Source organism: Streptomyces sp. NBC_00038, assembly GCF_026343635.1.
Lineage (GTDB): Bacteria > Actinomycetota > Actinomycetes > Streptomycetales > Streptomycetaceae > Streptomyces.
Genome location: NZ_JAPELQ010000001.1, coordinates 2224916 through 2238015 on the forward strand (window position 1 = coordinate 2224916; position 13100 = coordinate 2238015).

Genomic DNA, 13100 nt, shown 5'->3' on the forward strand with positions numbered 1-13100 from the left:
GCGAACCGCAACCAACCATTGATGGAAGGTGGCACCCGCATGAGCATCACCCCGCAAATGAGCCAACAGGGGCAGCAGTTCCCAAGCACGTCGCCGTACCAGCAGCAGAATCCGGGCCAGCAGCAGCCGTTCGGACAGCAGATGCAGCAGCCCTTCGGCCAGCAGCAGCCGTACGGACAGCAGCCGTTCGGGCAGCAGCAACAGCAGCCGTTCGGCCCCCAGGGCATGAGCGGATCGCTCGAGCAGCTCCAGCAGCTCGCCCAGCAGCAGCCCTACCAGCAGCTGCTGCAGCAGCTGAGCCAGCAGCAGCAACAGCAACAGCCGTACGGACAGCAGCAACAGCAGCCGTTCGGGCAGCAGCAGGGCGAGCAGCAACAGCAGCAGATCGAGCAGCAGGTGCAGCAGCAGCTGCAGCAGGTCACGCAGTCCGCGCTCCAGCAGATCTCGACGCAGGCTCTCGTCGCCGGTGTGGCGAACGGCTACATCGACATCGTGCACCCGCTTCCGGGGCAGCCGCGGCAGATCTTCCTGCGCATCAACAACCAGTTCCGCGTCCTCAACAACCCGACCCCGCAGGCCCACGACGAGATCCAGGAAGCCTTCGCCTTCGGCCACCAGGTCATCGGCGTCTGGGACACCGGTTCTCCCGCGATCCTGCGCAGCGTCCGGGTCCAGCGGATCTGACCGGCGCGCGAGTCGGGCTTCGATCCCGCTGATTCTCGCGTGAACCAAAAGGGGCGCTTCCTCCTTCCGGAGGAAGCGCCCCTCTCTCAGGGCCACCAGGGCGTCCGTCTTACAGGGCCACGCCCAACAGAGCGTCCACGGAGCGCGATACGACGCCGGGGGCGCCCTCGTCCGTACCGCCCCGCTCGTGCTGGAGAGCGGCCCAGCGGTCGACCGCGGCGAGCGCGGACGGCGCGTCCAGGTCGTTGGCGAGGGCCTCGCGGATCTCCTCCACGAGCGCGTCGGCGGACGGCCCGTCGGGGCGTGAAACGGCGGCCCGCCAGTTCTCCAGCCGCGCGACGGCCTCTTCGAGAACCGAGTCCGTCCACTCCCAGTCGGCCCGGTAGTGGTGCGCGAGCAGGGCGAGCCGTATGGCTGCCGGGTCGACGCCGTCGCGCCGGAGCGTGGACACGAAGACGAGATTGCCCTTGGACTTCGACATCTTCTCGCCGTGCAGCGCGACCATGCCGGCGTGGACGTACGCCTTGGCCATCGGGAACTCGCCGGTCAGCACCTGGGCGTGCGAGGCGCCCATCTCGTGGTGCGGGAAGGCGAGGTCGGAGCCGCCGCCCTGGACGTCGAAGCCCATCCCCAGGTGGTCGAGGGCGATGGCGACGCACTCGATGTGCCACCCGGGACGGCCTCGTCCGAGCGAGCCGCCGTCCCAGCTGGGCTCACCCTCGCGCGCGGCCATCCACAGCATCGGGTCGAGCGCGTTCTTCTTGCCCGGACGCTCCGGGTCGCCACCGCGCTCGGCGGACAGCAGGCGCATGGCGGCGGCGTCCAGGTTGGACACCTTGCCGAAGTTCGGGTCCGACTCGACGGAGAAGTACACATCCCCTTCGAGCTCGTACGCCGCTCCCGCGTCCCGCAGCCGCTCGACGAGCGGGACGATCCCCGGTATCGCCTCGACGGCGCCGATGTAGTGCTTCGGGGGCAGCATCCGCAGGGCGGTCATGTCCTCGCGGAAGAGGGCGGTCTCCTTCTCGGCGAGCGCCACCCAGTCGATGCCGTCCCGCTCCGCGCGCACCAGCAGTGGGTCGTCGACGTCGGTCACGTTCTGGACGTAGTGAACCTGCCGCTTGGTGTCGAGCCACACGCGCTGCACGAGGTCGAACGCGTTGTAGGTCGCCGCGTGTCCCAGATGGGTCGCGTCGTACGGCGTGATGCCGCATACGTAGATACGGGCGACGGGACCGGGGTCAAGACGGACGAGCCCACCGGTCGCAGTGTCGTGAATCCGGAGGTCGCGGCCCTCACCAGGCAGGGCGGGGACCTCAGAAGCGGGCCAGGCATACATGCCATGAGCCTAACCGGCCGGAAGTTACGTATACGAACCGGACCAGGCCTGATGGCCGGGAAGCCGTCCTTGCGCGACGCGCTGCACTGTGCACCGGCGGTGTGCCGCCGCCCGGCGTCCGGGCTGGGCTTGGGGTCGGTACGCTTACCGGCGCTGGCAGGGCGCCGCTGCGCCCACCCGTGCCGCCCCTAGCGGCACGCATGCCCGCAGCTACGCGAGCGACGTCACACCGGCGGCCAGGGAATCGCAGGCCACTCCCCGCTCGGCTCAGGATGCTTCCCCGAGGCCAGCATCGCCGAGACCCGCCCCCGCGTGGCCTCCACTTCCGCGGAGGTGACAAGTTCGGCCAGCCGGGTGGCAAGCGGCCCGCCGGGCACCAGCCCGTCCCGCAGAGCGGAGAGCACCGAGACCGCCTCCGCGGTCAGAGACTCCCCCGCCCACCCCCACAACAACGTCCGCAGCTTGTTCTCGGCATTGAAGGTGACCCCGTGGTCGATGCCGTACAGCCGCCCCTCACTCCCGGGCAGCAGATGCCCGCCCTTGCGGTCCGCGTTGTTGATCACGGCATCGAGCACGGCCAGCCGCCGCAGCCGATCGTCGTCGGCGTGCACGAGCAACGCCGTCCTCCCCTCACCGACCTCGGCGAAGCCGATCGCCTTCCAGCCCTCCGCGGGCTCCTCACCGTCCACCAGGGCCAGCAGCTCGGCTTCGGGGGCGGCCTCGATCCAGAGCTGGACCATGCCCTCGCCGTACGGCCCGTCCCGCAGCACCGTGGTCGGCACGAGCCCCCACCCGGTCGCCTCGGACACCTCGTACGCGGCGACCTCGCGCTGCGCCAGGTTCCCGTCGGGGAAGTCCCACAAGGGGCGCTCCCCGGCGACGGGCTTGTAGACGCAGAACGCGTCCCGGCCCTCGTACGAGACGGAGCAGTACAGCACCGCGTTCGAGGCCTCGCGGATCCGTCCGCGCACCTTCAGCTCGCCCTTGGCGAGCAGCTCGGCCGTGGTCACGCTCCGCGGCGGTATCCGTTCTGGCGCGGACATACGTGTCCTTCCGGGTCGAGCGGGAGGCTGCACAGCGGGCAGGGCGGCCGGCCTGCGTTGACGACGTCGAGCGCCCGCTTGGCGAAGGCCCGGGCCTGCGCGCCGGTGAGCCGGACCCGGAGCATCGGCGGACCGTTCTCCTCGTCCTGGAGCAGCCGCTCCTCGGCCTCGGCGAGGTCCTCCTCGGAGTCGGCGTCGAGCTCCACGAGGGCCTGCGCCTCGACGATCATGCGCTGCTCGTCACCGTCCCAGGCCAGCGCCATGGTGCCGACCCGGAACTCCTCCTCGACGGGGGCGTCGAGGGGCGCGGTGTCGGACACCTCGGTGGGAGCCACGGCCGGGACGGGCGCGCTTCCCCCGGTACGCCGTACGACCTCGTCGAGGAGTTCGTCCATGCGCTCCGCGAGGGCGGCCACCTGGGTCTTCTCCAGAGCCACGCTGGTCACCCGGGGGCCCGAGGTGGCCTGCAGGAAGAAGGTACGGCGCCCGGGCAACCCGACCGTACCGGCCACGAAACGGTCCGGGGGGTCGTAGAGGAACACCTGACGGGACACGTCCTGTCTCCATTGATTTCGGCATGAGGACCGGCTTACGGCGTCGGCCCGCATCGACTGCTGACAAGTCTGCTGACAACTGCGAATGCAACTACGGATGACAACTGCTGCGCTGCTTCGACCGCTTCACCCTACTGCGGCCGACGATCACGGTGCGCCCGCACCGCCCCCGACGGTGGCGTCACCGCTCGGGGGTTCCTCGCGCGGCGCCAGGGACGCGAAATCGCCGGTGTCCCCGAGGCGCACGAGGAACGGCCGCATCCGTGTGTAGCGGATCGCGGTGATGGAACACGGTTCAACAGAGATCCGCTGGAAGAGATCGAGATGAAGTCCCAGTGCGTCCGCGACAAGGGATTTGATGATGTCGCCGTGCGAGCACATCAGGTACACGGCGTCACCGCCGTGATCGCGCTCCACGCGCGCGTTCCATTCGCGCACCGCCTCGGCGGCCCGCGTCTGCATGGCCCGCATCGATTCGCCGCCGGGGAACGCCACCGCGGAGGGATGCGTCTGGACGACCTCCATCAGCGGCTCGTCCATCAGCTCGGCGAGTTTGCGGCCGGTCCAGTCGCCGTAGTGGGCCTCCCCGATGCGCTCCTCGGCGTGCACCCGCAGTTCCGGCCGTGCGTCGAGCAGTGGCCGAACGGTCTCCTGGCAGCGTTGCAGGGGGCTCGTGACGACCTCGGAGATCGGCAGCGCGGCGAGTCGCCCGGGCAGTGCGGCGGCCTGCTGGGCGCCGCGCTCGTCGAGGGCGACGCCGGGCGTCCAGCCGGCGAGCAGTCCCGCGGTGTTGGCGGTGGAACGTCCGTGCCGGACGAGGATCAGGGTGGGCATGCGGCCCAGCGTAAACGGACGCCCATGCGACCTGGTCCGGGCCGCCGGAGGCAGTGGCCGGAGTGCGCCCCCTCCCGTTCGGCGGAAGAATACGCTCCGTGATCGTCGACTCCGCCATCTACCGCGACGGGCGCCGGACGGAGGGCCCCGACGACCTCTCCGACGCCCTGGCCGAGGCCCGTGCCGCGGGCAACACGTTCCTCTGGATCGGGCTGCACGAGCCGACGGAGCGGGAGTTCGACCTCGTCACCGAGGAGTTCGGACTGCACCCGCTGGCCGTCGAGGACGCCCTCAAGGCGCACCAGCGGCCCAAGCTGGAGGTGTACGACGATTCGCTGTTCATGGTCCTCAAGCCGGTCGTGTACGAGCCGGACAGCGACGCCGTTTCCACCGGCGAGGTCATGATCTTCATCGGCGACTCCTTCGTGGTGACCGTCCGGCACGGCGAGGGCTCGCCCCTCGCGGCCGTACGCCACCAGCTGGAGGCGGACCCCGGGAAGCTCCGGCTCGGGCCCACCGCGGTGCTCTACTCGATCGCCGACGCGACCGTCGACCACTATCTGGAGGTGGCGACGGAGCTGGGGACCGACCTGGAGGAGCTGGAGGCCGAGGTCTTCTCGCCGACTCACGGCGGCTCGCGGCACACCGCGTCGCGGATCTACACCTTCAAGCGGCAGATCCTGGAGTTCCGCAGGGCCACGGTCCCGCTCGCGGTGCCGGTGACCCGGCTGGCGGGCACGGGCCCCTACGGCACTGCCGTGCCCTTCGTGGACGAGAAGGCGCAGCCGTTCTTCCGTGACGTGAACGACCATCTGATGCGGGTGAACGAGTCCGTGGAGAGCCTGGACCGGCTGGTCTCGGACATCCTCTCGGCCCATCTCGCGCAGATGAGCGTGCGCCAGAACGACGACATGCGGAAGATCTCCGCGTTCGCGGCCATGGCCGCGGTCCCCACGCTGATCGCGGGCATCTACGGCATGAACTTCGACCACATGCCCGAGCTGCACTGGCTGTGGTCGTACCCGGCGGTGATCCTGCTGATGGTGACCCTGGAGATCCTCCTGTACCGGCTCTTCAAGCAGCGGGGATGGCTGTGATCGGGCCACGCGCGCGTGGGCCACGCGTTCACGCGAACTCGGGTGCCGCCGCCGCGGGACCGCCCATCGCGTCGCGCCGCTCGGGCGTCCTGAGGGAGACCATCCGGCGCCACCCCCCGGCCCGCTCGTAGGCGTAGACGGCGTGGATGCCCGCGGCGAGCGTCGCCGACTTGGCCCTCGGCCAGTCGAGAATGCGCCCCATGTGGGCCATCACGGCGAGGCTGACGTCCCGGTAGATCCGGATCTCGGCGAGCGCGCACTCGCGCAGCGTCCGCTGGATGTCGCGGCCGTGTCCTGCGTAGGCGAAGCGCAGCAGTTCCTCGTGGCAGTACGCGAGGTGGTTGTCCTCGTCGTTGGAGATCATCTTCACCGCGCGGCCGATGTCGGGGTCGTCGGCGAAGTGCCTGCGCAGCAGCTCCATCTGCTCGGAGGCGCGCTGTTCGGTGACCCTGCTGTGGGCGAGATACGTGACGATGTCCTGGACGCTCAGCGGCTCGTCGCTCTTGAGCTTGTCGTGCGCGAGGCCGATCCCGTGCCGCTCCAGGAGCATGGTGTAGTCGGTGTCGGAAGGGACCTCGACGGGGGTCAGGCCGCGCTTCTTCATGAGGGCGTTGAAAATCCGCCCGTGCTTGTCCTCGTCCGCGCCATGGCGGGTGATCTTGGGTACGAGTTCGTGCTCACTCGGCGGGACGAGCGCGGCGATCCGCGCGTTCTCCCAGCCCCCTTGCGACTCGCCGCTGGCAGCGATGGAGCAGAAGAGACGGAACGACTCGTCGTTGTCGAGGATCTCCTGGAACAGACTCTTGGCCGAAAGCATCACTGCCACCTCCATGCAGGGTTTCCGCAGAAACCGAGTCAAATGGGTTGGCAGGAGCCCGGCAACCGATATGTCGGACAACTCCGCCAAACGAAGGACGGAGTGGGACGCTCAGGGGCGTAACCCAAGGGGCCCCTGGCGCGTTGTTCCCGGTGACGGCCGTGGCGGGGAAGACCCCCGAGCCCCCACCACGGCCGCAGAACTTTTCTCCGGGACATCCGCCGCGTTACGCCAGACCGGCGCGCTCCAGGGCGTCGCAACCGGCCCGGAGCGAGGCGATCCGGTCCTCCAGAGTGAGGCCCGCGGGGGCCAGCGTGAGCGTGGTGACCCCGGCGGCCGCGTAGGCCTTCATCCGGTCGGCGATGCGGTCGACCGAACCGAGCAGCGTGGTCTGGTCGATCAGCGAGTGCGGAATGGCCGCCGCGGCGCCCTCCTTGTCGCCGGACAGGTACTTGTCCTGGACCTCGGCGGCCTCCTTCTCGTACCCCATGCGCTGGGCGAGCTGGTTGTAGAAGTTCTGCTTGCGGCTGCCCATGCCGCCCACGTACAGCGCGGTGTACGGCCGGAACATGTCGGCCAGCGTGGTCACGTCCTTGTCGTCACCGAGCGCGATCGGCAGCGTCGGGCAGATGTCGAAGCCGTCCAGCGTCTTGCCGGCCTTCTCGCGACCCGCGCGCAGGTACGTGATCGCGGTGTCCTCCAGGTGCTCGGCCGAGGGGAAGATCAGCAGGGCGCCGTCGGCGATCTCACCGGTCTGCTCCAGGTTCTTCGGGCCGATCGCGGCGATGTAGAGCGGGATGTGCTCGCGCTCCGGGTGCACGGTCAGCTTGAGCGGCTTGCCCGGGCCACCCGGCAGGGGCAGCGTCCAGTGCTGACCCTCGTAGGAGAGCCGCTCGCGCGTCATGGCCTTCCGTACGATCTCCACGTACTCGCGGGTGCGGGCCAGCGGCTTGTCGAACTTGACGCCGTACCAGCCCTCGGAGACCTGCGGCCCGGAGACGCCGAGGCCGAGGCGGAAGCGGCCGCCCGACAGCGAGTCCAGGGTGGCGGCCGTCATCGCGGTCATCGTGGGCTGCCGGGCCGGGATCTGGAAGATGGCCGAGCCGACGTCGATGCGCTCGGTCTTGGCGGCGACCCAGCTGAGTACGGTCGCCGCGTCCGAGCCGTAGGCCTCCGCGGCCCAGCAGACGGAGTATCCGAGCCGGTCGGCCTCCTGGGCGACGGCGAGATTGTCCGCGTCCATTCCGGCGCCCCAGTAGCCGAGGTTGATCCCGAGCTGCATGGCCGATTCCCCTTACCGATCAGTAACGTCCCTTGTCTCCGAGACACTAGCGCGCTGGTGGGCGCTGCGGCAGGGACGGGCTGGGTCCTGTCGCCAAACTCCCGTCGTTCGCCCGGAGGGCGGGCCCCGCGGCGTCTGGTGCGTGCGATCGCAAGGCGCCGGAATGTCCTCGTAGCGGAGCTACTAGGATTTTTCGGCAACGCAGCGAGCGTGCGTGCCAGCCGCCGCGGGGCAGGCGGGAGTTTGGCGACAGGACCCACAAGCCCTCCGGCGATTCAGGTTGTCCACAGGGCCCCACGCAGGGAGTTGTGGCCAGTAATCTCGGCGTCCATGGAGCAGAGGCATCTCGGCCGTACAGGCCTGCGTGTGTCCCGGATCGGACTCGGCACCCTGACTTGGGGCCGGGACACCGATGAGCATGACGCGGCGCACCTGTTGAAGGCGTTCTGGGAAGCGGGCGGGACCCTCGTCGACACCGCGGACGTGTACGGGGACGGGGAGGCCGAGTATCTGCTCGGACAGCTCATAGAAGGGCTCGTGCCGCGCCGGGACCTGGTCATCTCGACGAAGGCGGGGAGCGTGCCCGACCCGGACCGCCGCTTCGACGGCTCGCGCGGACATCTGCTGTCGGCCCTCGACGCCTCGCTCACCCGCCTCGGCACCGACTACGTGGACCTGTGGCACGTCCACGCCTTCGACCCGGGGACACCCCTGGACGAGACCCTCCAGGCGCTCGACCTGGCCGTCAGCAGCGGCCGCGCGCGGTACGCGGGGGTGTCCAACTTCTGCGGCTGGCAGCTCGCCAAGGCGGCGACCTGGCAGCTGGCGGCGCCCGGGGTGCGGACCCGGCTGGCCAGTACGCAGATGGAGTACTCCCTGCTCCAGCGCGGCGTCGAACGGGAGGTGCTGCCGGCCGCCCTCGACCTGGGCGTCGGCCTGCTGCCCTCCTCGCCGCTCGGGCGGGGCGTGCTCACGGGCAAGTACCGGCAGGGGACGCCCGCCGACTCCCGGGGCGGCTCCGAACATCTCGCGCCCTTCGTCGCGCCGTACCTGGACGACGCGGCGAGCAGCATCGTGGACGCCGTGACGACCGCGGCGGACGGCCTCGCGGTGACACCCCTGCAGGTGGCTCTCGCCTGGGTCCGCGACCGGCCGGGCGTCGCCGCCCCGATCATCGGCGCGCGCAACGCGCAGCAGCTCACGGCAGCGTTGTCAGTGGAGACCCTTAGTCTTCCTGACGAGATCTGCCGGGCGCTCGACGACGTGTCAGCACCGGTGCACCACTATCCCGATCACGACTGGAGCACGCTGTGAGCACGGAGCCCGAGACCACGGAGGACGCCGAGCCGGGGGCGCCGGGCGCGGGTGCGGCCGACGGTCCGCAGACCGCGGACGGGACCGCACCCCAGGGCGGTGACGCGGGAGCGGAAGCCGCGGAAGGGACCGAGGCCACCCCGGCCGAGGGTTCCGAAGCCGCCGCCAAGCTGTCCGAGGCCGCGGCCGAGTTGGCGGCCCAGCGTCTGGAGCGCGAGCGGATCGCACGGCGGAAGGCGGAGAAGCAGGGGCCGGTCGAGGCCGGGGCCAAGCTCAGCGGGAAGGCCGCCGATCTGCTCGCCGCCGTACGGGCCGTGGAGAGTGGCGAGAAGCCCGTGGCCAGGGCGTTCCGTGAACCCGAGCCGGCGCCCCGCGGTGCCGCGCCGGAGCCCGTGCGGCGGCCTCAGCCCGTTCTCGCCCCGGCCGGTGCGCCGTCGGCCGTCGCGCCGGAGGCCGTCGGGACCGTACGAGCGGTACTCACCGAGGGAGGTGCGCCCGACGCACTCGCGCCGCAGGTCGCCGCCGCTCTGGGCGAGGGCGCGGACGATCAACTGCGCGAGGACCCCTGGCAGTTGCTGCGGGTCCCCGGGGTGCGGCCCGAGCAGGCCGACCAGTTCGCCCGGGCGCTGCTCGGCGCGGAGTGCGGCCCGGACGACGAGCGGCGGGGCCGGGCGCTCACCGTGTGGCTCCTCGAGCAGGCGGCGATCGCGGGGCACACCGCCCTCGACGCGTCGGCGCTCGCCGCCGCGCTCGCCCAGCGCTCGGTGCCGGACCCGGACGCGGCCGTGCAGAGCGCCCTCGCCGAGGGCGAGGCCCTGGTCTTCCAGGACGCGCTCGACACCCCCGACACGGCGGCCCCCGCGCCGGAGGGGGACGAGGAACCCGAGGAGCGCCCGGTCCGCGTCCTCGTCGGCCTGGAGCAGTACGCCCTGGCCGAGGAGAGTCTCGCCGACGGCCTGGCCCGGGTGGTCAACTCCCTGCCGAAGGAGGACGCGACCGACTGGGCGTCCGCCGCCGGTTCCGCGTCCGGTTCCACCGCGGAACTGATCCGCGCCGTAGCGGGTCACGGCATCGTCCTGCACACCGGCGGCGAGGCGTCCCGGGCGGAACCGGCGGCGCTGGTCGCGGCGGCGAGGGGGCTCGGCCTGCGGGCGTACGCCGCCGCACACACGCCGGACGGCCGCCGCCGCTTCGCCGCGCTGCTCGGGGCGACGGAGGACACGGGAGCGCCGCGGGACGGCGGTGCCGACCACGACCGGCCCGAGATCACGGTCGCCGGTCTGCTATCCGGCGCCGAGGGCCCCGGACGGGATCCGGAAGGCGCCTTCGCCCTCGACCTGCTCGTCGTCCTGGACGCGCCGCAGCTCGATGTCGAGACGGCGGCGATGCTGGCCGAGTCGCTGCCGGACGGGGCGCGGCTGGTGCTGAGCGGGGACCCGGGGGTGCTGTGGTCGGCGGGTCCCGGGCGGGTCTTCGCGGACCTTCTCGCCGCTCGCGTCTGCCCGCAGGTGGCCTCGCGGACACCGGACCCCGGGCCCATCGGCGAGCTGGTGTCCGGCATCGGGATCGGTGAGCTGAACCAGGTCGAGGCGCCCGGCAAGGAGGTCGTGATCGTCCCGGTGCGTGACGCCGGTGAGGCGGTGCACCGCACGGTACAGCTGGTGGCGGACTCGGTACCCCGCGCGATCGGCATCCCCGCCGAGCAGACACAGGTGATCACTCCAGGGCACGGCGGCGCGGCCGGCACGCGCGCGCTGAACACCGCGCTCAAGGAGCGGCTCAACCCCGGCCCCGGCCGCTTCGGCGGCTTCGACCCGGGCGACCGGATCGCGTACTCCCCCGAGCCGGGTCGTACGGTGCCCGGGCACGTGGTGAAGGCCGACGCCGACGGGCTGCACCTGGAGTGCGCGGGCGCCCCCGTCGTCGTACCCAAGGAGCGGGTGGAGCAGTCCGTGCGGCACGGCTGGGCGCTCACCGCGCACCAGGCGGTGGGCCTGCGCCTGCCCGCCGCGGTCGTGGTGCTCCCCGGTGACGCCGCGCAGTCCCTGACGAGGCCCTGGATCTACACGGCCTTCGGCCGCGCCGAGCGCCACCTGTCCGTGGTCCACGGGGTGGACCAGGCCCTGGCGCGGGCGGTGGCGGAGGTCCCGCAGAAGCCGCGCACGACCCGTCTGCCCGCCCTGCTCAAAGCGCAGGTGCCGGTGCCCGCGCCGGCGGCGAGCTGAACCCCGTACGCACAAAGGTGGCGGTCACCGGGCTCCGGTGACCGCCACCCCGTACAAAAGGCTCGGCTCAGCGATCCGCGTCCAGCGGTTCCAGATCGGAGTCGGGGCCGAGGTCGTCCTCGAGATCCTCGTCGTCCGAATCGTCGTCGAAGACGGCACTGACGTCGAAGCGGCAGACCACGCGCTGCGGGTCGATCGATTCGAACGGGGCCTCCAGCCATTCGCCGGGCTCGGCGGCCTCGTCCGCGGCTGTCACCCAGAGCGTGGAGTCCCCCTCCTCCAGGCCGAACTCCTTGTGCCGGGAAGCGATCTCGTCCGGTTCGAACTCGCCGAACAGGACACCGAGCGCCCCGTGCACGGTGCCGGCCGCCGCGTCGAAGGCCGCGCTCACACTGGCTCCGTCCTCCTCCACGGCCTCCACCCGCTGGGCCTGCGCCAGCAGGCGCTGTGGCTCCACCACCGCGTAGTCCCGGCGGATCAGCACGCTCAGCGCGTTCGGCTCCTCCGGGCCCGTGTACGGCGGCAGCGTGTCTTCCGAACCGGGGATCTCGAAGGGCGTGACCTCGTCGTAGCGGTCGTAGAGGAGCTCGTCGTACTCCTCGGCCGCGGCGGCCAGCTCGTTGAACGCCTCGTATACGGCCGGGTCGTCATCGCCCGTCCTGCGCTCGACCGCGGCCAGGTGACGGTCGAGCGCGGTCTTGATCGCCTCGGCGGCGGCGCGTACCTCGGCAGCGGTGGGCTGCACAGCATCAGACATAGTGCAGACGCTATCCGTACAGAGCCTCTGCCCGCACAATAGATGCGATGCCGGAATACGAATTTGTCGACGTGTACGTGCCACGCGGGGTTTCCCGCAAGGACGCTACACGCCTGCTGACAGACCATGCGGAGTACGGACACTGGGAGTTGGACCGTCTGAGCCTGCTGCGCGACGGCAGCCGCAAGGTGCGGCTGCGTCGGCGGATCATCCGTCAGATGCGCGCGACATGGTGAGCGAAAGAGGCTGAAACGGATCCGGCCCCGCCAGTGCGGGGCCGGATCCGTTCCGCTCACCACGGAGAGGTTTGTGACGTTCTACTCATACCTGTGCCGGTTACGCCGCCGATCGCGCCCTGCGGTACAGCACGGCGCCGCCGAGCAGTGCGCCGACACCCGCCGGGACGATCACGCCCAGCGGCAGGTCACCGCCGGTGTGGGCGAGCTGCTCGACGCCCTCGGGCTGCGTGACGGACCGCGCGCCCAGGTGGTCGGCGTGCGCGGAGCCGCCGGCATTCTGCTCGCCCCAGCCGACCGGCCCGGCGGGGTTGCCCGGGGTCCCCGGCGTAACCGGGTGGCCCGGCGTCCCCGGAGTGCCGGGCTCGCCCGGGTGTCCCGGCTGCCACGGCTTGCCCGGAGTCGGCGCCTCGGGTCCGCCGCCGGGCGGGGTGCTGGAGTGCCCGCCGCCCGTCCCGTTCCCGCACTCGTTGCCCGTCACGGCGTTGCCGATGCCGCCCACGTTCACGCTGTTGCCGCAGATGTTGACCGGCACGTCGACCGGCACCTGCACGTGGTTGCCCGAGCCGACACCCGGTGAGTCACCGGCGTGCCCGCCCGCCTGCGAGCCACCACCGGAGTGAGACCCTCCATCCCCGTAGCCGCCCCCGGACGAACCGCTCCCGCCGCCCTTGTTGGCGCACTTGTTGCCCATCGCCGGGTTGAGCAGCCCCACGACGCTCACGGTGTTGCCGCAGACGTTGACCGGCGCGTGCACCGGCGCCTGCACCGTGTTGCCCGACAGCACGCCGGGCGAGTCCGAACTGGAGCCGTTCGCACCCGAGTCGGCATGTGCGTGACCGCCGGTGACGGCGAGTACGCCACTCGCTGCCGCCACGGTCATCAGGCCCTTGCGGGTGACCTGTCGCATAGCTATAT

13 protein-coding genes are annotated in these 13100 nt (G+C 71.2%); 5 read left to right on the plus strand and 8 right to left on the minus strand.

What is annotated here, in order from left to right; genetic code table 11:
- The first annotated feature begins 39 nt into the window (after positions 1 to 39).
- Positions 40 to 684: a hypothetical protein gene (locus OG219_RS10315; RefSeq protein WP_266825121.1), complete on the plus strand. Its 645-nt coding sequence runs from the start codon at positions 40 to 42 to the stop codon at positions 682 to 684.
- Positions 685 to 793: 109 nt separating this feature from the next.
- Here the strand turns inward: OG219_RS10315 and mshC are convergent, their stop codons facing one another.
- The 4 genes from mshC to OG219_RS10335 all read right to left on the minus strand — a co-directional run bounded on the left by mshC (position 794) and on the right by OG219_RS10335 (position 4454).
- Positions 794 to 2023 carry a cysteine--1-D-myo-inosityl 2-amino-2-deoxy-alpha-D-glucopyranoside ligase gene (mshC, locus tag OG219_RS10320; protein WP_266825123.1) on the minus strand — a complete coding sequence of 410 codons (1230 nt, stop codon included), beginning with the start codon at positions 2021 to 2023 and terminating at the stop codon, positions 794 to 796.
- Positions 2024 to 2247: 224 nt separating this feature from the next.
- Positions 2248 to 3066 (minus strand): SCO1664 family protein, encoded by an 819-nt coding sequence (locus OG219_RS10325; protein WP_266825125.1) that lies wholly within the window; start codon positions 3064 to 3066, stop codon positions 2248 to 2250.
- A complete protein-coding gene (locus OG219_RS10330; RefSeq protein WP_266466919.1) occupies positions 3030 to 3620 on the minus strand; it encodes a DUF3090 domain-containing protein in 591 nt (196 codons plus the stop codon). Before OG219_RS10330 ends, OG219_RS10325 begins: the two co-directional genes overlap by 37 nt.
- Before the next feature lie 147 nt (positions 3621 to 3767).
- Positions 3768 to 4454, minus strand: a complete 687-nt coding sequence (locus tag OG219_RS10335) for a histidine phosphatase family protein (RefSeq protein WP_266825127.1) — start codon at positions 4452 to 4454, stop codon at positions 3768 to 3770.
- A gap of 98 nt (positions 4455 to 4552) precedes the next feature.
- On the opposite strand from OG219_RS10335, the gene corA reads away from it, so the two are divergent.
- Positions 4553 to 5551 carry a magnesium/cobalt transporter CorA gene (gene corA, locus OG219_RS10340; protein ID WP_266825129.1) on the plus strand — a complete coding sequence of 333 codons (999 nt, stop codon included), beginning with the start codon at positions 4553 to 4555 and terminating at the stop codon, positions 5549 to 5551.
- Between the two features lie 28 nt (positions 5552 to 5579).
- Here corA and OG219_RS10345 read toward each other — a convergent pair whose 3' ends face one another.
- Together OG219_RS10345 and OG219_RS10350 are read right to left on the minus strand one after the other, a co-directional pair.
- Positions 5580 to 6368, minus strand: a complete 789-nt coding sequence (locus OG219_RS10345) for a ferritin-like domain-containing protein (RefSeq protein ID WP_266825131.1) — start codon at positions 6366 to 6368, stop codon at positions 5580 to 5582.
- A 226-nt stretch (positions 6369 to 6594) separates the two neighbouring features.
- Positions 6595 to 7650, minus strand: coding sequence for an LLM class F420-dependent oxidoreductase (locus OG219_RS10350; RefSeq protein WP_266825133.1), 1056 nt, complete (start codon positions 7648 to 7650; stop codon positions 6595 to 6597).
- Between the two features lie 330 nt (positions 7651 to 7980).
- Here OG219_RS10350 and OG219_RS10355 point away from each other — a divergent pair, with 330 nt between their 5' ends.
- Positions 7981 to 8964 (plus strand): aldo/keto reductase, encoded by a 984-nt coding sequence (locus OG219_RS10355; protein WP_266825135.1) that lies wholly within the window; start codon positions 7981 to 7983, stop codon positions 8962 to 8964.
- Entirely contained in the window at positions 8961 to 11189 is a 2229-nt protein-coding gene (locus tag OG219_RS10360) for a helix-hairpin-helix domain-containing protein (protein ID WP_266825137.1), read from the plus strand. The genes OG219_RS10355 and OG219_RS10360 overlap by 4 nt, the downstream gene beginning before the upstream one ends.
- A 67-nt stretch (positions 11190 to 11256) precedes the next feature.
- Here the strand turns inward: OG219_RS10360 and OG219_RS10365 are convergent, their stop codons facing one another.
- Positions 11257 to 11946, minus strand: a complete 690-nt coding sequence (locus tag OG219_RS10365; RefSeq protein ID WP_266466897.1) for a hypothetical protein — start codon at positions 11944 to 11946, stop codon at positions 11257 to 11259.
- 47 nt (positions 11947 to 11993) lie between these two features.
- On the opposite strand from OG219_RS10365, the gene OG219_RS10370 reads away from it, so the two are divergent.
- On the plus strand, positions 11994 to 12182 hold the full coding sequence (locus tag OG219_RS10370; protein ID WP_266466894.1) for a DUF5703 family protein: 189 nt from the start codon (positions 11994 to 11996) through the stop codon (positions 12180 to 12182).
- A gap of 100 nt (positions 12183 to 12282) precedes the next feature.
- Here OG219_RS10370 and OG219_RS10375 read toward each other — a convergent pair whose 3' ends face one another.
- Positions 12283 to 13092, minus strand: coding sequence for a chaplin (locus OG219_RS10375; RefSeq protein WP_266825139.1), 810 nt, complete (start codon positions 13090 to 13092; stop codon positions 12283 to 12285).
- Between the last annotated feature and the right edge of the window lie 8 nt (positions 13093 to 13100).